General features: G+C 41.1%; 18 protein-coding genes. 16 read left to right on the forward strand and 2 right to left on the reverse strand.

Features of this window, described 5'->3' with window-relative positions; all coding sequences use genetic code 11:
• Positions 1-291: 291 nt before the first annotated feature.
• Positions 292-1,485 (forward strand): MFS transporter, encoded by a 1,194-nt coding sequence (locus CLV99_RS09780; protein WP_133584322.1) that lies wholly within the window; start codon positions 292-294, stop codon positions 1,483-1,485.
• Positions 1,486-1,583: 98 nt separating this feature from the next.
• Complete coding sequence (locus CLV99_RS09785) at positions 1,584-2,153, forward strand: Crp/Fnr family transcriptional regulator (protein WP_133584323.1); 570 nt, start codon at positions 1,584-1,586, stop codon at positions 2,151-2,153.
• A gap of 16 nt (positions 2,154-2,169) precedes the next feature.
• Here the strand turns inward: CLV99_RS09785 and CLV99_RS09790 are convergent, their stop codons facing one another.
• Entirely contained in the window at positions 2,170-2,730 is a 561-nt protein-coding gene (locus CLV99_RS09790) for a DUF1697 domain-containing protein (protein WP_133584324.1), read from the reverse strand.
• 139 nt (positions 2,731-2,869) lie between these two features.
• Here CLV99_RS09790 and CLV99_RS09795 point away from each other — a divergent pair, with 139 nt between their 5' ends.
• The 4 genes from CLV99_RS09795 to CLV99_RS09810 all read left to right on the forward strand — a co-directional run bounded on the left by CLV99_RS09795 (position 2,870) and on the right by CLV99_RS09810 (position 7,834).
• Positions 2,870-3,664: a sulfite exporter TauE/SafE family protein gene (locus tag CLV99_RS09795; RefSeq protein ID WP_133584325.1), complete on the forward strand. Its 795-nt coding sequence runs from the start codon at positions 2,870-2,872 to the stop codon at positions 3,662-3,664.
• A gap of 123 nt (positions 3,665-3,787) precedes the next feature.
• Positions 3,788-5,179: an MBL fold metallo-hydrolase gene (locus tag CLV99_RS09800; RefSeq protein ID WP_133584326.1), complete on the forward strand. Its 1,392-nt coding sequence runs from the start codon at positions 3,788-3,790 to the stop codon at positions 5,177-5,179.
• A 212-nt stretch (positions 5,180-5,391) separates the two neighbouring features.
• Positions 5,392-6,345, forward strand: coding sequence for an arginase (gene rocF, locus CLV99_RS09805; protein ID WP_133584327.1), 954 nt, complete (start codon positions 5,392-5,394; stop codon positions 6,343-6,345).
• A gap of 184 nt (positions 6,346-6,529) precedes the next feature.
• Complete coding sequence (locus CLV99_RS09810) at positions 6,530-7,834, forward strand: ammonium transporter (protein WP_133584328.1); 1,305 nt, start codon at positions 6,530-6,532, stop codon at positions 7,832-7,834.
• 173 nt (positions 7,835-8,007) lie between these two features.
• On the opposite strand, the gene CLV99_RS09815 is transcribed toward CLV99_RS09810, so the two are convergent.
• Positions 8,008-8,886, reverse strand: coding sequence for a helix-turn-helix domain-containing protein (locus CLV99_RS09815; protein WP_162850086.1), 879 nt, complete (start codon positions 8,884-8,886; stop codon positions 8,008-8,010).
• Between the two features lie 148 nt (positions 8,887-9,034).
• On the opposite strand from CLV99_RS09815, the gene CLV99_RS09820 reads away from it, so the two are divergent.
• The 10 genes from CLV99_RS09820 to CLV99_RS09865 all read left to right on the forward strand — a co-directional run bounded on the left by CLV99_RS09820 (position 9,035) and on the right by CLV99_RS09865 (position 20,508).
• The gene (locus CLV99_RS09820) at positions 9,035-9,676 is read left to right on the forward strand and encodes an urease subunit gamma (protein WP_133584330.1); all 642 of its coding nucleotides are present in this window, start codon (positions 9,035-9,037) and stop codon (positions 9,674-9,676) included.
• 1 nt (position 9,677) lies between these two features.
• Entirely contained in the window at positions 9,678-11,384 is a 1,707-nt protein-coding gene (gene ureC, locus CLV99_RS09825) for an urease subunit alpha (protein ID WP_133584331.1), read from the forward strand.
• A gap of 146 nt (positions 11,385-11,530) precedes the next feature.
• On the forward strand, positions 11,531-12,100 hold the full coding sequence (locus CLV99_RS09830) for a Crp/Fnr family transcriptional regulator (protein WP_211348498.1): 570 nt from the start codon (positions 11,531-11,533) through the stop codon (positions 12,098-12,100).
• Positions 12,101-12,162: 62 nt separating this feature from the next.
• Positions 12,163-12,741 carry an NAD(P)H-dependent oxidoreductase gene (locus tag CLV99_RS09835; RefSeq protein WP_133584332.1) on the forward strand — a complete coding sequence of 193 codons (579 nt, stop codon included), beginning with the start codon at positions 12,163-12,165 and terminating at the stop codon, positions 12,739-12,741.
• Positions 12,742-12,881: 140 nt separating this feature from the next.
• On the forward strand, positions 12,882-14,573 hold the full coding sequence (locus CLV99_RS09840) for a metallophosphoesterase family protein (protein WP_162850087.1): 1,692 nt from the start codon (positions 12,882-12,884) through the stop codon (positions 14,571-14,573).
• A gap of 109 nt (positions 14,574-14,682) precedes the next feature.
• A complete protein-coding gene (locus tag CLV99_RS09845) occupies positions 14,683-15,492 on the forward strand; it encodes a Cof-type HAD-IIB family hydrolase (protein WP_133584334.1) in 810 nt (269 codons plus the stop codon).
• Positions 15,493-15,505: 13 nt separating this feature from the next.
• Positions 15,506-16,846 carry a glutamate-1-semialdehyde 2,1-aminomutase gene (hemL, locus tag CLV99_RS09850; RefSeq protein WP_133584335.1) on the forward strand — a complete coding sequence of 447 codons (1,341 nt, stop codon included), beginning with the start codon at positions 15,506-15,508 and terminating at the stop codon, positions 16,844-16,846.
• Between the two features lie 239 nt (positions 16,847-17,085).
• Positions 17,086-19,218 carry a cbb3-type cytochrome c oxidase subunit I gene (locus CLV99_RS09855; RefSeq protein ID WP_246032730.1) on the forward strand — a complete coding sequence of 711 codons (2,133 nt, stop codon included), beginning with the start codon at positions 17,086-17,088 and terminating at the stop codon, positions 19,216-19,218.
• 16 nt (positions 19,219-19,234) lie between these two features.
• A complete protein-coding gene (locus tag CLV99_RS09860; protein ID WP_133584336.1) occupies positions 19,235-20,236 on the forward strand; it encodes a cbb3-type cytochrome c oxidase subunit II in 1,002 nt (333 codons plus the stop codon).
• On the forward strand, positions 20,236-20,508 hold the full coding sequence (locus tag CLV99_RS09865; RefSeq protein WP_133584337.1) for a hypothetical protein: 273 nt from the start codon (positions 20,236-20,238) through the stop codon (positions 20,506-20,508). Before CLV99_RS09860 ends, CLV99_RS09865 begins: the two co-directional genes overlap by 1 nt.
• Position 20,509: the final 1 nt, after the last annotated feature.

Genomic DNA, 20,509 nt, shown 5'->3' on the forward strand with positions numbered 1-20,509 from the left:
TTCTTGGGAATTTCTAATCAGATGGCAATGCCAAATAGAAAGGAAAAATTAGGTTTTACCAAACGGTAAACATATTGAATACTATTGTACAACTCTATATTTTGTAGAGTAGTTTTTCCTTCAAAAAATACAATATACGGAAAATTAAACGATTATGCAAGTTTAGCCGGGAGGGAGCAGACAGATAAGCATGCTCTGGCTTGAAAAAACTCTTTTTTGACTTAGGTCAATGTCTAGCTTCCAGTGCCCCCATACCTTTGTCCGCAAATGAAAATTAAAATATAAGTTTATATGAAGAATGTTTTACAAGCGGAACCAGAACTTGGGTTTTATCAGGCTATTGTTCCAATAATTATTTCTGTTTTTTGCGTCTATTTGACGATAGGTATGGTATTGGGGGTTATCCCTGGATTTGTGCAGGAGGCACTGGGGTTTGATAGTGTAGTTGTTGGAATAGTCATCGGTTTACAGTTCTTATCAACTTTATTGACACGTGCCTATTCCGGTAAGATGACGGATACTAAAGGTGCGAAGGCGAGTAAGATGCTGGGTGTTTTTTTAGCTATTATTGCCGGGGTGACGTATATCTTAGCTATTTCGTTTCAACATAAACCAATAGTGTCTGTTAGTTTTTTGATGATAGCACGGATCATTCATGGCGTGGGGGAGAGTTTTTTGATCACAGGGGCATTGACATGGGGGATAGGACTGGTTGGATCTGCAAATTCGGGCAAAGTGATGACTTGGAATGGAATTGCTATGTATGCTGGGATAGCATTAGGAGCACCATTGAGTATTTTTATGGGTAAGAATTATGATCTTCTTTTGGTCTTTTTATTGATCGTCTTACTACCTGCTGTCAGTTGGTTGGTCACGTTGCGGCTACCTCGACTACAGGTCGAAAAAATCACCGTTAGAATGCCTTTCTATAAAGTAATAGGTGCTGTTTCGGGAGAGGGGATGAGTCTCGCTTTCTCTTCGATGGCATTTGGTTGTATTGCCTCATTCATTGCTCTGTTTTTTATACATAAAGAGTGGGGAGATGCTTCGTTTGCCTTTCTGACATTTGGAGTTTGCTACGTATTGACCCGTATTTTTTTTGCTTCTTTTCCTGATCGGTTTGGAGGCTACAAGATTGCACTCTTGTCGCTATTGGTAGAAGTGGTGGGGCAAATGCTGATTTGGACAGCTTCATCAGAATTGATGGCTATTATAGGGTGTGGATTGACCGGAATAGGATTCTCATTGGTTTTTCCTGCATTGGGGGTATTGGCATTACAACGGGTACAACCTCAGATGCGCGGTACTGCACTAGGAGCGTATGTCGCTTTTGTTGATTTATCTTTAGGCTTAGCGGGGCCTCTAGCGGGGTTGGTAGCAGGCTGGTTTGATTATCAGACGGTGTATTTATTTGGGGCTATCAGTTGTGTGTTAGCAATCTTATTGTTGTTGTTCAACAAGCGGCGCAGTACCGTGACGGGGTGAAATGGTTGAGGTACTATTTCGACGTTAGTATCAGGATAATTTAGATTAGTTAACGTATTTTTATTAGTAGATTTGTGTAATACAGGTTTACAATATCAATGACAGAATTATTAGCATCTTATATCAGAGACAAAATAACAGTGACAGATGAAGAGTTGCAGACGATATTGTCTTATTTTAAGTTTATCAAGCTCAAGAAAAACGAGGTGTTGCTCTCGCATGGTGAGGCGAGCCAAAGAACATTCTTTGTAAATAAAGGTTGTGTCCGGATATTTTTTATCAATAATGATGGACAAGAATCGACACGTTACTTTGCTTTTGAAAATCAGTTTGCTACGGCTTTAGTCAGTTTTATTACTTCTGAGCCTTCGGAAGAGCTTATACAGGCCGTAGAGTCTTCTGAAGTCTTTTATATTACACATAAGAACTTTTTCCATTTATTGGATACGATACCACAATGGGAAAAGTTCTATAGGGGGTACCTCGAACTGGCTTATGTGAATAATACGAACAGATTGATGTCATTTTTGACACAGGATGCTATCGAGAAGTATCGCTTACTACTGGAAGAGAATCCTGTAGTGGTGCGGCGACTTTCTAATAAGATGGTGGCTTCTTACCTGAATATATCCCAAGAAACATTGAGTCGATTGAAATCTAAGCTGTAAGATTACAGGATACTAACTAATTCATTTTTCTTAATATTTTATGAATGGTATTCATATTTCGTGAAGTGAATAAGTTCTTTATATTTTTTTTTGCTAATGTTTTTCCAAATTTTGAGTCTAAAGTATTTCCTTTTAATACCTTCCAGTATATGTTTTCGCCAATAATCAGAACCTGTTCTTGTTCTGTATCTATGATTTTTTCAATTTCTTCATTTAATAAGTTCTCCGTTTGATATTCTGTAGCTGTAATAATGCAATAAATATGAAATAGAGGATCACTTTCAAAGGGATTTTCCCGTATAATTCGTTCTATTTCATTTTTAGTTTTTATAAACATAAATGCTTCATAATTGAAATGTAGCGACAATGCTTTTTCTAGAATTTGTTTAAGCTCACTCTTTGGTTTCTCCGAATCGAATAATATATTTCCGGATGCTAGTATAGAGTATGCTGATTTAATTCCTTGATTTTCAAATAGTGTACAGACATCTTTCATTTTCATGTTAGTTCCGTTAACATTTACTCCTCTCAAAAAGGCACAGTATGAAACTGTTGAAATATCGTTTGGCTTATTCATGGTAAAAAAATATGCACAAATATACCAGTTACACGTCATTAGCGAAATAGTTTATCTTTAAGACCAAATTAATGTAACACTTGTCACAGATATTCAGATTTATTTGTGCCATTTTTGTGAGAACGAAAATAAAGGAGAAATGGAGATTTTAGGTTTCTTATCATCTATTTTGATTGGTCTATCTTTAGGATTGATTGGAGGTGGAGGGAGTATTCTTACGGTACCCGTATTGGTCTATTTTTTTAAAGTTGATGCGGTTTTAGCGACGGCTTACTCCTTATGTGTGGTCGGTACGACAAGTCTCGTGGGGTCTATTACCTACTTTAAGCAGAAACTTGTTAATCTGCGTACCGCATTTGTGTTTGGTATACCATCTATTATCGCAGTAATGGTGACCCGTATTTTTGTGTTGCCTCTTATTCCAACGGTAGTTTATACTTCAGACGCTTTCTCGGTTACAAAGAATATGCTGGTCATGGTCTTATTTGCTGTTTTGATGGTATTGGCCTCTTATCATATGATACGAAAAAATAATGGTGAAGAGATGCAGGAACCTGGAAAAGATGGACACGCTCTAGGCGTTCTTTTTATACAAGGTGCATTGGTGGGAATTATCACTGGTTTTATTGGAGCAGGAGGAGGGTTCTTGATCATTCCGGTTCTTGTTAACAATTTGAGGGTCCCAATGAAGGAGGCGATTGGGACATCTCTTTTGATAATTGCCGTCAATTCGCTTATAGGTTTTGCATCCTCCTTACCTGATATTATAGTCGACTGGTCATTCTTAATAAAGATTGTGTTATTGGCTATAGTTGGAGTATTTGTGGGGACCTATATTGCGCGACGTATTGATGGGCATAGGCTAAAACCTGCGTTTGGTTGGTTTATTCTAATAATGGGATTTTATATTCTGACTAAAGAACTCTTTTTTTGACCGATACTTGTCATATTATTGGTCATATGTAACATAAGTAGCTGTATCATTACAGAATAGTATGGATATTTGTATAGGATTTGATAAATAGTAAATTGAAGATAAACTTTAAAAATATTAACTATGTTTTTTAAGCACGTATATGATGAAAGCCTTGCACAGGCCAGTTATTTGATCGGATGTCAGGCTAAGGGCGAAGCCATTGTAATCGATGCGCAGCGGGATGTTGATGTCTATCTAGAAATTGCAAAGAAAAATAATCTACGCATCACGCATATTACCGAAACGCATATACATGCCGACTTTTTAAGTGGATCTAGGGAGTTGGCCGCTATCACCGGAGCGGAGCTTTTCCTTTCTGATGAGGGGGGAGAAGATTGGCAGTATCAGTTTGAACATCATGGATTGCGGCATGGAGACACGATAAGTGTTGGTAATCTAACACTAGAAGTACTGCATACCCCAGGTCACACACCCGAGAGTATTAGTTTCTTATTGACGGATCATCCTGCAACAGGTTCTCCGGTTATGATTTTTACGGGCGATTTTGTTTTTGTAGGCGATATTGGTCGTCCCGACCTTTTAGAGAAGGCCGCAGGTATTGTAGGGACACAAGAAAAGGGGGCGAGACAAATGTACCAATCTGTACAGCGTTTTGCCGAGTTGCCAGATTATATACAAGTCTGGCCAGGGCATGGAGCGGGATCGGCCTGTGGTAAAGCTCTTGGCGCTGTGCCAAGTACCACGGTCGGATATGAAAAGATCCGTAACTGGGCCTTTCAGTTTTCCAATGAAGAAAACGCATTCATAGATTATCTTTTAGATGGGCAGCCGGAACCACCAGCGTATTTTGCGATGATGAAACAGCTTAATAAAGTAGACAGACCGTTGCTTGTAGCGGTACCAAAGCACCCGCACTTGACGAAAGAACTATTCATCTCCGCTTATAATAATGGGGTGCAGGTTATTGATACGCGCGAAAAGACTGTCTTTGCTTCAGGTTTTCTACAAAGTAGTATCAATATTCAGAATAATAAGTCTTTTTCAACTTGGATGGGTTGGCAATTGAATTATCAAGAGCAGTTTATCTTGATTGCCGATGAATCAGAGATCGAAGATCTGACACGGAAGTTAATGCGTATCGGTATGGATAATATGTATGGTTATATTACCGATATAACGGAGTTGGGCTTGGAATTGAATACCGCTGATGTTGTTGATAGGGATGTATTTAAAACCTATTTGGATAGAGATGATGTGCAGTTGATCGATGTGAGAGGAGAGAGTGAGTATACTGCAGGACATATCAAAGGAGCGGAGCATATTTTTGTTGGTACTTTGCAAGATAACCTGGATAAGGTGAGCCGGGATAAGCAAGTAGTGATTCATTGTCAAGCTGGAGACCGTTCGGCTATCGCTTATTCTATTCTTAGGAAGCATGGTTTTGAGAAGGTAAAAAACTATTCAGGTGGAATGAAAGATTGGAAAGATGCCGGAGAACATATAGAAGCGTAGCCTATGTAGCTGGCTGGTAGACCGAATAATTTGTTGTTAAAATATGGAAGGGCTCTGAGCTGGTGGTAAAAATTCTTGTCTAACGGCTATTAGTACTTTTTTTTATTGAAATCGTAAATAGAGTTGAGTTTCTGCCCTTAGTTTTGGATATTTGTTAAAATATTCTCTTGTTTTAACTACTTTAGAGCGGTAGTTATACAAAAACTAAAATTATGCAGACATCGATAGAAATAATTAAGAACAGGTCAGATATTGGGGCCGGTACTAGGGGTGCGGATTTAGGGATCGATGCGATGGAAATAGCGGCAATCAATAAAGGGAGTGATTTTTTTCATAGGTATCCCTTTGTAGATGTACGTACACGTAATGAATCTGTTTATGAAAATGATCAGCATCCATTTGCAAAGTATATCCCTTATGTGTATCAACAATGTGAGGAAGTAGCATCTGTGGTCGAAAATTGCCTTTCAAATGGTAAATTCCCATTGGTATTCTCTGGTGACCACTCGTCCGCAATGGGCACAATCAGTGGGATAGAAGCAGCTTTCCCAGATAAGACACTTGGTGTTATTTGGATAGATGCGCATGCTGATATCCACTCGCCTTATACCACGCCATCAGGAAATATGCATGGCATGCCACTTGGTGCAATGCTGGGCGAAGATAATTTAAAATGTAAGATTAATGACCTCGACGAAGAGACCGAAACCTATTGGAATAAGTTGAAAGATTTGAAGGTCAAAGGCCCAAAAGTGAGCCCAGCTCATTTAGTGTATTTTGGCGTACGGGATACCGAGGATCCAGAAGATTCGCTCGTAGCGGAGTTGGGGATACGTAATTATATGGTTGCAGAAGTGAGGGAAAGAGGTGTCGAGACGTGTGTGCATGAAACACTAGAACGACTCGCTAGCTGTGACATCATATATCTTTCCTTTGACGTGGATAGTATGGATAGTGAGTTAATCTCTGATGGTACAGGTACACCAGTACCTCGAGGTTTTTTCCCGCAAGAGATTTCGATGTTATTAAGAGGTTTGACCGATTCTGGTAAAGTTCAATGTTTAGAGGTGGTAGAAGTGAATCCGCTTTTAGACAGACAGGGCAATAAAATGGCGGAAGTTGCTTTCGATATCTTAGAACAACATTTTCAAGATAAGAGCCAATAGAGGCCGGCTTTCATTTTAAAAAAGCGCATAATATTTTAAATATTATGCGCTTTTTTATTGCGTTTATTTTAATGTATGAACATTGTTGTTGTTTTATTTTTAATGAAAATGTATTTTGGTTGATATTTTTTTATAGAAAAGTTTATTTTTGAATATATTTTATAATCTAAATTAATCTATTCAAATGAAGAAAATGATTCCAATTATTGTTTTAATTGCTTTGGCCATTGTAGGCATGCTTGGGCCATGTGCAGAAATGGCAAACCGGTCCGACGTCAAGCTAGATTCTGGAGATACAGCCTGGTTACTGACCTCCTCTGCACTGGTACTAATTATGACTCCAGGTTTGGCATTTTTCTATGGGGGGATGGTCAGCAAAAAGAATGTAATCTCGACTATGTTACAGAGTTTTATTTGCATGTGCCTAATATCAATCGTATGGGTTGTCTTTGGCTTTAGTTTGGCATTCGGCGAAGATATTGGAGGAATTATTGGTGATCCTCGAACTTTTTATATGATGAAAGGGATGCTTGGAAATGTCGTGTGGGAAGGACTACCTACAGTGCCCTTGATTCTTTTCGCGATGTTTCAATTGAAATTTGCTATTATAGCACCCGCTCTGATCACTGGAGCCTTTGCCGAACGTGTTCGTTTTAACTCTTATATGGTATTTATTCTACTCTTTAGTATATTTATTTATATGCCCTTGGCCCATGCGACCTGGCATCCCGAAGGTCTTCTCGCTAGGTATGGCGTGTTGGATTTTGCAGGGGGGACAGTTGTGCATATGTCTGCTGGTTGGGCTGCATTGGCTTCAGCACTTTACCTAAAAGGAAGAAGAACCCCCACGCATTCACCAGCTCGGATAAGTTATGTGATTTTAGGAACCGCATTGTTGTGGTTCGGTTGGTTTGGTTTTAATGCAGGATCGGCAGGAGGAGCTAATAGCTTGGCTGCACATGCATTTGCAACGACCACGGTCGCTTCCGCTGTAGCGGCCATGTCTTGGATTTTTGTAGATATTATTCGAGGCAAGAAACCGTCTGCAATGGGAGCATGTATTGGCGCAGTCGTTGGGCTCGTCGCGATTACCCCGGCGGCTGGATTTGTGAGTATATCGCATTCTATCGTTATTGGTTTAACTGCAGCTTTAGTAAGTAATCTATTCGTTTTTCTACGTAGTAAAACCCATATTGATGATACGTTGGATGTATTTCCTTGTCACGGAGTGGGAGGTATGGTAGGTATGATTTTGACAGCGGTATTCGCACATAATTCGATAAATCCACTTGTGAAAGTCAACGGATTATTTTTTGGAGAGACTGGTTTGTTTATAGTGCATGTAGTTGCACTTGTCGCTGTATCGATTTTTGCATTTTTTGGATCGCTACTGCTTATTAAACTTACTGATCTGATCGCTCCGTTACGTGTTCATGAGAAGGATGAGGTGTTGGGGTTGGACAGAACTCAGCATGACGAAGAATTATAAAAAAACGCCTGAAGCGGGGAGCTACAGGCGTTCTTAACTAACCAATTATTAACCTAAATTATGAATACCCAAAGTTAAGGGTATAAGCCTGTTTAAAATGTTAAATACTTGTTAATATTATTGTAGTAATAGTATTGTGACATTTCTCATGAGCATATCGTAAAACTCTGTTTTTATGAGAATAAGCTATGTCGGTAAGAGATTGGTGATATGCCTCTTATTTTTTTAAATATCTTCGAAAAATAGCTTGGCGACGGATACCGCATTGCGTATGCGATTTCAGCAATGTCCAGTGTTAAATCCCGCAAAAGCAATTGGCTATGTTCAATACTCACCTCGTTTATCCATTGCTTGGCTGATTTTGAGGTAATGTGTTTGACACAGCGGTTGAGGTAATTTTCGGATAGGTGCAATTTTTCAGCGTAGAAGGATACCGCTCTATTTTCAATGTGGAACTGATTGACCAATTTTTTGAAATAATGGACAATTTCTACTTCGCGTCCAGACACTCTATTCTCCTGAGCGTAGGTGTTGAGCCTGGATAGGATAGAATAAAATAGAGGTAGGTGTACATTTGCCCTACTTTGAGGCAGATTCAGTTCATTCTTTAATAGATTTAGGCTAGCAATTGTAGCTTCAAAATCATAGGGACTTAATTTATAAAACGGTGTATAATTGAATTCGACTTGTTTGCCTTGAAATAAACTATACTGTGTGTAGATGTTGGATTCGTAAGCGAGGACATAGCCGCTCACATCTTCCGAAACAAATTGCGTATCTGTCCATACACCTTCGCTAATATGTGCACATTCTCCTTGTGAAATAGTGTGTATTTCGTTATTGATACATTGCTTTACGGATCCGTGGGTTACGATAATCAAAAAACTAAAAGAAGTTCTGTACGATAAGGCGGGAATAAGTATACCTTTTAAATACCGTTCTATTTCATAGACCTGTAAAGCATTTGAATTGCTTAAAATTTCCTCTTCAAGATAAGGAAAGTAGGTGCGCTTATATTCCTGGCTCGATAAAATTTTAAAAGTACTTTTCATGATCATATGCAAAAGAATACAATTCAAAATTACGAAAAGAATGTCTATGCGGAAAATGCCTAAAAAGGACAATGAATAGCCTAGTTTGGCTAATTTTTCGGAGAATTGGTTCCTTAGTTTTGCTGAAAAATAAAGCTAATAGAGTAATATGTATTTAACACATCAAGAACGGGAAAAGTTGCTTTTACTTACCGCGGCATCTGTGGCCGAGCGGAGGAAGCAGAAAGGGCTTAAGCTGAATTATCCAGAAGCTGTAGCCTATTTGTCGGGATATATAATTGAAGGGGCACGAGAAGGGAAAACCGTAAAGGAATTAATAGAGCGGTGTACCCAACTTTTAAGTGCTCATGACGTAATGAATGGTGTTCCTGAGTTGCTACAGGATTTACAGGTGGAGGCTACTTTTCCTGATGGAACAAAGCTGGTGTCTATACATCATCCCATTTCTGGCACAGATGATAAGAAAAATGAACCTGGACAATATGTATTTGCTGAAGGAGATATTCTCCTATCTGAGAATCGTAGTAGACAACGGGTAAAGGTTATTAATACGGGCGACCGTCCGGTACAAGTAGGCTCGCATTATCATTTTTATGAAGTTAATCCAGCGCTTCACTTTGATCGGGATGCGACGATGGGTTACCACTTGGATATTGCATCAGGTCTGTCGGTTCGGTTTATGCCAAAAGTAGAGATGGAAGTTGATCTGGTTGCCTATGGTGGAGAAAAGCAGATCTACGGATTTGCAGGTAAAGTCAATGGCAGTGTAGCGCAAAAGGAGGAAAATTAAGATGAAAAAAATATCACGTAAAGAATATGCAAGTTACTTTGGTCCTACCACTGGGGACAAGATAAGATTGGCAGATACCGATCTATGGATACAGATTGAGAAGGATTTTACCACCTACGGAGATGAGTTAATTTTCGGCGGCGGAAAGGTGGTGCGCGATGGCATGGGACAGCATCCAACGGCTTTGCAGGAAGAAGTGTTGGATACAGTAATTACCAATGCGGTCATATTAGATCATTGGGGAATTGTAAAGGCGGATATCGGTATCAAGAACGGCAAGATTGCGGGAGTTGGTAAGGCAGGTAACCCCTTGATTATGGATGGAGTGACAAAGGGAATGGTTGTAGGAGTGGGGACCGAAGTCGTAGCTGGGGAGAATCTCATCGTGACAGCTGGTACAATCGATACTCATGTACACTATATCTGTCCACAACAGTTTGATGTTGCACTACAGGCTGGCACAACCACCGTGGTCGGAGGGGGAACAGGTCCAGTGGCTGGTACCTTGGCTACCAACTGTACTTCTGGTGTTTGGAATCTGCGAAAAATGGCCCTAGCGACAGATACTATTCCTGTGAATTTTGTGTTTTTAGCTAAAGGAAATAGTTCGAGTAAAACCGCTTTACAGGAATTGATTGACGCCGGCGCTGGTGGGCTCAAGATTCATGAAGATTGGGGAAGCACGCCATTTGTGCTGAATAATTGTCTTGAGGTCGCCGACCAAGCAGATATACAGGTATGTATACACACCGATACGCTTAATGAAGCCGGATTTGTTGGAGACTCATTGGCTTCCTTTGCTGGGCGCTCTATCCATACTTATCATACCGAAGGAGCAGGAGGTGGACACGCTCCAGATTTGTTGAAAGTTGTTGAATACGATAATATTCTGCCGTCATCGACTACGCCTACCAATCCATTTACTATCAATACGATAGATGAGCATTTGGATATGATGATGATATGTCATCATCTCGATAAGAATATTCCTGAAGACGTTGCTTTTGCTAAGTCGCGTATTCGTGCTCAAACTATTGCAGCCGAAGGGCTATTGCACGATATGGGAGCTATCTCTATGATGAGTTCGGATTCTCAGGCGATGGGGAGAATAGGTGAAGTGGTGATGCGTACATGGCAGATTGCCGATAAGATGAAAAAGGATAGAGGTGTGTTGGGGGCTAATAAGCTTAATGATAACTTCAGAGCAAAACGCTATGTGGCAAAATATACGATCAATCCGGCAATCACACATGGTATTGCGACTCATGTAGGGTCTATTGAAGTGGGTAAGTTGGCAGATTTGGTATTCTATAAACCGCAGGCTTTTGGTGTCAAACCTGAGATGGTGATGAAGGGCGGGATTATTGCTTATGCAGGGATGGGGGATCCAAATGCCTCAATATCTACTCCTCAACCTTATATGTATCGCCCGATGTGGGGTACGCATGGGCAGGTCGTCGGACAGATTTCAGCACTATTTGTCGCACAATCTGCGATAAATCAAGGTGAACTGGAAGAGCTTGGCGTTAAGAAAATGCTTGTTGCTGTACAGAATACCCGAAACGTAAAGAAAACAGATCTCATTCATAATGACAGTATGCCTAGCATCGTTATGAATCACAATACCTACGACATCAGTATTAATGGCGATGTTGTAGCGGTAACACCTTCGGCATTCTTACCGATGGCGCAATTATATATGCTGTAGCTTTTTTCATTTTTTATATTTATTTCGAGCCGGATAATTCTCCTTTTTATCCGGCTTTTTTGTTTGTATAATACTCAGAGCTTGTGGAAAGGTCATTAAATTGATATTTTTGATACTCGGGATATAGGTTTTATTCTAAGGGAAATATGATGATCGAACAATTTTTTTTAAGCTTTGGCATTTTCAGTAAAGAAGAGATAGCTGGTTTTTTGACTTTATTCGAGCAGAGGCAGCTTCCTAAATCCAGCTATTTTGCTCAGGCAGGGCAAGTCTGTCGGGAAGTCGCATTTATAGAATCGGGAATATTCCGTTCCTATTATCATACGGAGAAAGGGGACGATGTTACCTATTGTTTCCGTTTTCCTAATGGTATGCTAGGGGCTTATTCCTCTTTTATCTCGGGAGAACCGAGTGTCGAAAATCTGCAAGCACTTACTGAAGCCAGGATTTGGGTTCTAACTAAGAAGAAGATAGAAGACCTGGAGGTATCCAACTCGAAATGGACGAAGTTCTTGAAGATCATTGCCGAACAACAATATATGGAACTTGAAGAACGTGTGTTTCAATTACAAAAAGAAAGCGCTTCATCGCGCTATGCCAGTTTGCTTAAAAAACAACCTGATTACATACAATCCATACCTTTACAGTACCTGTCTTCTTATTTGGGTATCACCCAACGACATTTAAGCCGTATCCGAAAATCGCTTTCTTTTTAGACATTTGTCCTGTATAATTGGTCGGTACAGCTGTTAGCTTTGCATAACATATTTCAGCAGCTATGAAGAAAATCGTAATTATCAATGGACACCCCAATAAGGAATCTTTTAACAGTGCACTGGTACATGCTTATGAGGAAGGAGCCCTTGGGCAGCAAGCCGAGATAAGGGTTATTCCTATTGGTGAGTTACAATTCAACCCTAATCTACAGTACGGATATCAACAACGAATGGAATTAGAACCCGATTTGATGCAAGCATGGGATAGCATTTTATGGGCCGACCATCTCGTTTGGGTTCATCCCGTTTGGTGGGGAGGGCTCCCGGCAGTAACCAAGGGATTTGTCGATCGACTCTTTCTTCCCGGTATGGCGTACAAGTATCGTCCAAATTCTGTATGGTGGGACAAGCTATTATCAGGCAAGACCGCACATATTATAACCACACTGGATCAACCAGGGTGGTATTACCGACTGTTTTTTGGAAGACCTAGTGTCAATCAATTGAAAAAGTCAATTTTAGAATTCTGTGGAATCAAACCGGTAAAAGTTACCTATGTTGGTGTTATACGTAATTCAACGGATGCTCAACGTACGAAGTGGTTGGATAAGGTCAGAGGTATTGGGCGAAGATTGATATAGTTTACTTTGTACCCAAAAGCAAATGCTTGTAATAAAAATTTATTAGGTTTGTTGGCTTAAGTTAAGTAGTACCTTTTTATTATTCTATAATGTGTTTTAATCCGCGTATTTTTTCTGTTCTTATTCTTTCTATCTTTTCTATGGCCTGTTTTAGCCAAAATCTGGAGAACGAACAGAAAGACCGAGACTTAAAGATATTGCTGATTTCGGATTTGAATGATGCCTATGGTTCGGTCACTTATAGTACAGAAGTACACCGTTTGGTGGGACGGATAAAAGACATTAATCCAGATATTATCTTGTGTGGGGGCGATATGGTTGCTGGACAAAAAGCCTCTTTACATAGGTCTCAGCTAGATAGTATGTGGAGCGGATTTCAGACTGCGGTCTTGGAGCCCATTCACCAAATGAATATTCCTTTTGGTTTTACCATGGGTAACCACGACGCTTCGCCTAATTATAAAAGTGATCGGGAAGCAGCTTCTGCATTTTGGATAGCTTATAAAGATCAGGCAAAGCTTACCTTCGTCGATGATACACACTTTCCGTATTATTTCTCTTATCTAAAGAATAACATCTTATTTTTGAGTTGGGATGCTTCGTCATCCGTTATCCCCGATGCGGTAAAGAACTGGATGGCAACACAATTATCCTCCGATTATGCACGAAAAGCAAGAGGACGGATAGTTTTGGGACATTTGCCCCTATATGCTCTGGTGGAGGCGAAGAACAAACCTGGTGAAGTAATAGATGATGCCGATGCGACCTTAGCTTTCTTTAAGGACTACGGTGTAGACATGTATATTTCCGGTCATCAACATGCTTATTTCCCTGGATCCAAACAGCAAGTCACGCTCCTACACAGTGGTTGCCTAGGGGGAGGACCTAGACCATTGATTGGTCATGACGCGCCGGCTTACAAATCTTACGCAATTATTGATATTCCAAAAAAAGGAGGGATGAGCAAGGCGAGTATACTTGGTTTTGTGGCACCAGATGATCGTAAGGTAACACTTAGTGCGCTGCCCAGAGAAGTAACCGGGTTCAATGGAACTGTAAAACGTATAGACCACTCTCTTACAGGAGAAAAATTGAATTTACCCAAGCTGCCTAAGGAGGCCTTGCCCGCAAAGAGTATTGTACAAAAACTATCTGAGTTAGATAATGAACAGCGGGAAAAAGCTATTGCCAGGTTCTTTCTTGAAGGTAACTTTCCGAAGTTTATGCGAAAACTAAAGCGTATTGATGTAACCGGTATGGATGAAAAAGGAAACAAGATTGATGCCTATTATTATGTCATGCCCGATTATTTGATGTTGGGCACGGATGCCGATTTCGTGCGATTACCGATACGACCTAGCACGGCTCAATATATAGCCGATTCGCTAGGATTGGTGTTGAGTAACAGTAAGGTCTGTGATGCTGTTTATCAGCAGGCTAAGGTAAAACTCGAGCCTTTACCCTTAACAGAAGATAGGGAGCAGTTCAGTACTTTCGTGGCACATAATACCCTCATCGAACAGCAGCGTAAGGGAAGAAAAGGTCTTATTGCCGGGATTAAGAAAGATGTCGTATCAACTGAAAAACTTCGTGGTACCAAGGGGAAAATGGCGTTGTATGGTTGGCATAGATTGGATGGTAAACCTATACAACCTGTCTTTACAGGCCATGCCGAATATTATGTGGACTATAGCCATGGGATTCGGTTTGTATATCCTTATCTCTTCGTAGGTAAGATGAAAATTGCGTTTGATGATGCGCTAATGAATCCCTCATTGCGCCTTCTGTTGACCGATGAGAACGCAAGTTCTTATTATAATTACCCTTGGTAATCCAGCAAATGAGATACATCTGGACTATGTTGTATTGTTGTTTCTGTATCATTTGACTGTTCCAGTTTAGACCTATGTTTGTACAGTGTTTATTAAACCCCGTACAACTATGGTTAAAGCTATTTTTTTTGATGTAGACGGTACTCTATTACGATTTAATGAGGAAACTATTCCAGATTCCATACTCGATAGTCTACGCTGTTTAAAAAACAGTGGAATAAAGGTGTTTGTCGCTTCTGGGCGTTCCTATGCCCAGATTAAGCGTGTCACCGACTTTCCTTTTGATGGATTTGTCGCTTCCAATGGGGCTGTTGCCATCGATACCGAAGGAAAGGTTCTTTATAAATCATCAATACCTTATATCGATTTATTTAATCTGGTGCAATACCTGGAGTCTACATCTTCCGGATTTTGTATTTCCTATATGACTGAAGAAGGTGTTTTTGCTAATGATATCAATGAATTATTGAAACATCATTATTCACTTATCCATATTCCCCTTCCCGAAAAAAGACCGTTGTTAGAGTTATTACGCTCCAAGGTGTTTCAGCTTACTGCCTATATCGGCCCGGAGCGGGAAAAGACGCTTATTGATAATATTATGGTCAATTGTGTGGCGACGAGGTGGCATGATGATTTTGCGGATATCAATAATCAGCGTTACAATAAGGCTACGGGAGTCGCCTTTTGGTTGCGCTACTATGGTCTTGCAAAGCGCGATACGATGGCTTTTGGGGATGGTGGTAATGATATCGAAATGCTTAAATACGTGGGGTATGGGGTGGCTATGGGGAATGCCCGCCAGGAGGTGAAGGATATCGCTTATCACGTCACGGGTGAGGTCGATGAAGCGGGTGTTGTACAGGCGTTAAAGTATTTTAACCTGTTACAGGAGGAAGATGGACTGATTACACTCTAAATATAATAGCATCATGAAAAAAGACAGATATGAGATCAGTAGAAGGCTTTTTTTGAAAGCCGAAGCACTTATTCCCGGTGGAGTTAATTCTCCTGTCCGGGCATTTAATAGTGTAGGCGGAAATCCTGTTTTTGTTAAAAAAGGAAAAGGGGCTTACCTGTACGATGCGGATGATAATACCTATATAGACTATGTGAATTCTTGGGGAGCCCTCCTGTTTGGCCATGCTTTCTTTCCAGTTGTCGGTTCCATTCAGCAACAAGCGCTTTTAGGTACTTCGTATGGTATTCCTACAGAAGCGGAGATAGAACTGGCAAAATTATTTGTCGATGCTGTACCTCATGTGGAGAAGGTTCGATTTGTCAATTCTGGGACAGAAGCAACGATGAGCGCTATTCGACTTGCGCGCGGATTTACAGGAAGAAATAAGATTATCAAATTTATTGGCTGTTACCATGGTCATGCCGATTCCTTCTTAGTGGCTGGAGGCAGTGGCTTGTCCACATTGGGGATTCCCGATTCGGCGGGGGTACCAGAGGGAGCGGTAGCGGATACTTTATTGGCTGATTTCAACTCGCTAGATAGTGTCGCGCTTTTGTTTGAGCAGTTTCCAGAAAGTATTGCGGCAGTAATTGTCGAGCCGGTAGCCGGCAATATGGGCTGTGTAGCACCATCGGGAGGTTTTTTGGAGGGTTTACGTAAACTTTGTTCCCAGTATCAGGCTTTATTGATTTTCGATGAAGTAATGACCGGGTTCCGTCTGGCACGGGGAGGAGCACAGGAGTATTTTAAGGTGGAGGCAGACTTGGTGACTTTTGGAAAGATTGTTGGTAGCGGATTGCCCGTCGGTGCATTTGCTGGTAAAAGACATATTATGGATCAGTTGGCCCCCTTGGGACCTGTATATCAAGCAGGGACACTTTCCGGGAATCCTTTAGCGATGTCGGCAGGAATAGAGATGCTGAAGCGTATCAATAAGGATGAAGCGTTGTATCGGAGGATTCAACATAAGACTTCCTATCTAGAGGAAGGGTTGAAGTCCGTATTTGAGGAATTGCAGGTTCAGGTCTGTATCAACAGTGTAGGTTCTATGATTTCTCTGTTTTTCAATAGCGATGTGGTGACGGATTATGCATCAGCCCAAGGTGCAGATGCAGGTATATTTCGTGCGTTTTTCCATGGTATGCTAGAGCAAGGAATCTATCTTCCGCCTTCTCCATTCGAGTCTTGGTTTTTGTCCGATGCACTTACGCAAGAAGACCTGGATTATACGATTGAAGCAGCGCGTACAGTGTTAACGGGGCTTATAAAAAATAAAATAGCAACAGAATCTACGCTAAGCTGGACTAGGTGATTTTGCCTGAACTGTCATGGCAAATTGATCCACATATGGCGTATCTTTGGGTAACAAAAGATGATCTACTAAAACGAAGATCTTAAGGTCAGGTGACTGATTGGAAGGTAAAGGTTTGCAAGACCTTTTATAATGGTTCGAATCCATTCCTGACCTCTTCTTTTCCAAAGCCATATTTTCCCAAGCCTGGGTTGATTCTAAATCATATTCTTTAAAACGAGTAATTATACTTTATGGCAATGTCAAGATTTTATCCTTTACTTTTTAGTTGTTTACTGTTGTACACCCCGCAGGTTTCCAAAGCACATGTCATGCTCCCGACCTCTTTTTCATTCCGTGACATGGATTGGATAACCTGCCTTGGGGTTGTATTGGTTTTATTTTTGTTTATCGCATCGACTTTGTTATATAAGTACATCAATCAATACTGGCAGTTATTGCAAAACCGTATGCAGCGAGAAGAAGAGGATGGAAAACGTTTGGAGTACCTGATACGGGATAGCAATGCTGAACAGATAAGCCGATTGTGGAATATAATCAATCAATTGCTTAAAAATAAGAGGATTGGAGCTGTTCTTTTCTTTATGTTGGGAACGGTTTTGCAGGGGAGGGCACAGTTTTACGAAAAAGTCGAAGATTTGGATTTGCTCAGCCAAGGTGGTGTATTGGTGACGATGGTTCTGGTAGCGATCCCACTTGTTGTCGCTATTATCCTGCTGGTTGTACAAATCAGGAAGCAAGTGCGCAAGTCCGCTCATATGGGAACAAAGAAGGAAGCAGAGGAACTTGCTACCTATATGCGGAAACAGGATGATATAGATGCCGCTGTTTTTGAGAAGCGGATGGGGGCACTTCAATACCGACTCTCGGATCAGGAATTGAGTGGGGAAGCTGCGATATCTGATGAAAAAGGACTGTTGCAGAGTCGAAATCTCGAAAATCTTCCTTTTGTGGCAAAAAAGCGAAAAGCACTCCCTAGGCCTAAAATAGATGCTTCAAGTTCCAGATTGATACAATGGTTTATCGGTACCGCTACATTTTGGCTGTTATTTGGCACGACCGTAGGTGAATATCTGGGGATTAAATTTATTGCGCCCGATGCTGAAGCTATAAGTTGGCTTAGTTTTGGACGGCTACGTCCAGTGCATACCAATGCGGTTTTTTGGGGTTGGTCATCTCTGGGGATGATTGGGCTAGGCTACTATATTGTTGCTAAAGTGAGCAATGTACAGCTACAGAAAGTCAATTGGGGATGGTACTCTTTGATATTAATCAATGCCTCCGTGTTGTTGGGTAGTCTCAGCCTGATGGCGGGGATAAACAATGGAGGCGGAGAGTATCGTGAGTATATCTGGCCCATCATGCTGTTGTTTGCTTTGGGATTGGCTTTTACTTTGGGTAGCTATCTCAAAACAATAGCAAAAAGAGAAACTAAGGAAATCTATATATCCAATTGGTATATCGTTTCGGCTGTATTGTTCATTTCTATCGTTGCGGTAGTAGGTTATCTTCCTTCTTATCAGGATGGATTGGGCGAGACGATTATTCAAGGTTACTATATGCATCAGGCCGTAGGAATGTGGTTTATGTTATTTACCTTAGGGATTGTCTATTATTTTCTGCCCCAACAGCTCAATCGGCCAATTTACTCCTATAGTCTAGGAATATTGGCTTTTTGGACACAGATTCTTTTCTATACACTGATCGGTACACATCACTTTGTTTTTAGTGCTATTCCCTGGTGGTTACAGACGGTGGCAATTGTCGCCAGTGCAGGTATGGTGATTCCTGTGGCGGCAGGTACGACCAACTTCATCATGACTTTCCGTGGCGCTTGGCACAAGGTGAGAGATAGTTATTCCCTTCCTTTTTTTGTGGTAGGTATTGTTTTTTACTTTACAGGGTCTATGCAGGGTACGGCAGAAGCCTTCCGGTATACGAATCTGCTCTGGCATTTTACCGATTTTACGGTAGCGCATTCCCATATGACGATGTATGGTATCATTGCCTTTTTGCTATGGGGCGGTATCTATGCCTTGCTTCCCCGTCTTACGGGAAAGGAATCGGGACAGGCTGCTATAGGTACTCATTTTTGGCTCGCATTAATTGGTCTGATGATTTATTCGGTCTCCTTGATGTATGGAGGGACATTGCGCGGTTTGGCATGGATGGAAAATGTGCCATTCATCGATAGCGTGACCTTAATGATGCCTTATTGGCTGTGGCGAGCGATAGGCGGAACTTTAATGTGGATTTCCCATATCATATTTGCGTACAATGTGTTCCAGATGATGGCTGTGGGGAAAGAGGAGAAATCACTTGTAGATCAGGTTGTCGATTATTTGGAAAAGGAAAATATCGAAACTAATTAAAGGAGGAAGCTAAGAAATGGAAATTTTTAATAATCATAAAAAGCTATTTACAACAGCTACGGTTTTATTTCTTTTACTGACTGTTGTTATTGCTATTGTGCCGGCTTTTGATAATCAGATGAATAATGGGCCGCTACCGGATGCTCAACCGCTGAGTGAAAATGCAAGAAAAGGTAGGGATCTCTATATATCCAATGGTTGTGTAGCATGCCATAGTCAGCAGGTACGTAATGTGCATATGGATAAAGTGTGGGGCAATAGACCATCCATAGCCGCTGATTATGCATTGAGCACGCGGGTGGATACCTGGCGAAATACCGCAACATTGATGGGAACCGAACGGACAGGACCCGACCTGACGGATGTGGGAAATAGGCAGCCTAGCTTAGATTGGCATCTCCTACATTTATATAACCCGCGTCTGGTTGTTAAGGAGTCTATTATGCCGGCTTATCCTTGGCTGTTTGCATATAAAGAGGTTTTGGAAGAAGGGGATATTGCGGTAAATGTGCCTATGGCTATGCGGAGAAATAAGAGGGTGGTGGCTACCCAAGAGGCGCTATATCTTGTCGCTTACCTGCAGGAGCTGAAGCAGGCTCCATTGCCCGAGGCGACAACTACGCCATCTTTTCTCTATAAACCCGAAGAGAAATCGGGGGCTACGGAGTCAAAGGCAGATGATGGCCTGTTGGACGGTCAGGTACTGTATGCGGCCAATTGCCAATCCTGCCATCAGGCTTCGGGCGAAGGCTTGGCAGGAGCATTTCCTCCGCTGAAAAACAGTAAGATCGTGCTTAGCAAAGACCTTAAGCTTTATGTGGATATTATTATGAACGGTTATGATTCCAGACCCGAATATAGTGCGATGCCTGCGGTGGGGCATAATATGGGCTGGACTGAGAAAGAAGTAACTGCGATTATAAACTATGAACGTAACAGTTGGGGCAATAAAGCGCCCAAAGTGAGCGAAGAAGAGGTTAAAGAAGTTATGGAGTATTTAAAAACACAAATGAAGTAATGAAGAAGTTAAGAAGTATACTCATTATTGCGTTTTTCATAATGCAACAATCGGTGTGGGCCTGTCCGGTCTGTGATAGGCATCAGCCTAAGATATTAAGGGGTGTGGTACATGGATCGGGGCCAGATAGTCAATTTGATTATTGGATTATAGGTGTTGTAGCTTTGATTGTGCTGGCTACACTCTTTTTTTCGGTTAAATGGTTGATTCGGCCTATGGAAAAAGAGCGTACGCATATCAAGCGGATGATAATCAACGAAGTGGATGTTTAAA

This window comes from Sphingobacterium yanglingense, assembly GCF_004363245.1.
Classification (GTDB): domain Bacteria; phylum Bacteroidota; class Bacteroidia; order Sphingobacteriales; family Sphingobacteriaceae; genus Sphingobacterium; species Sphingobacterium yanglingense.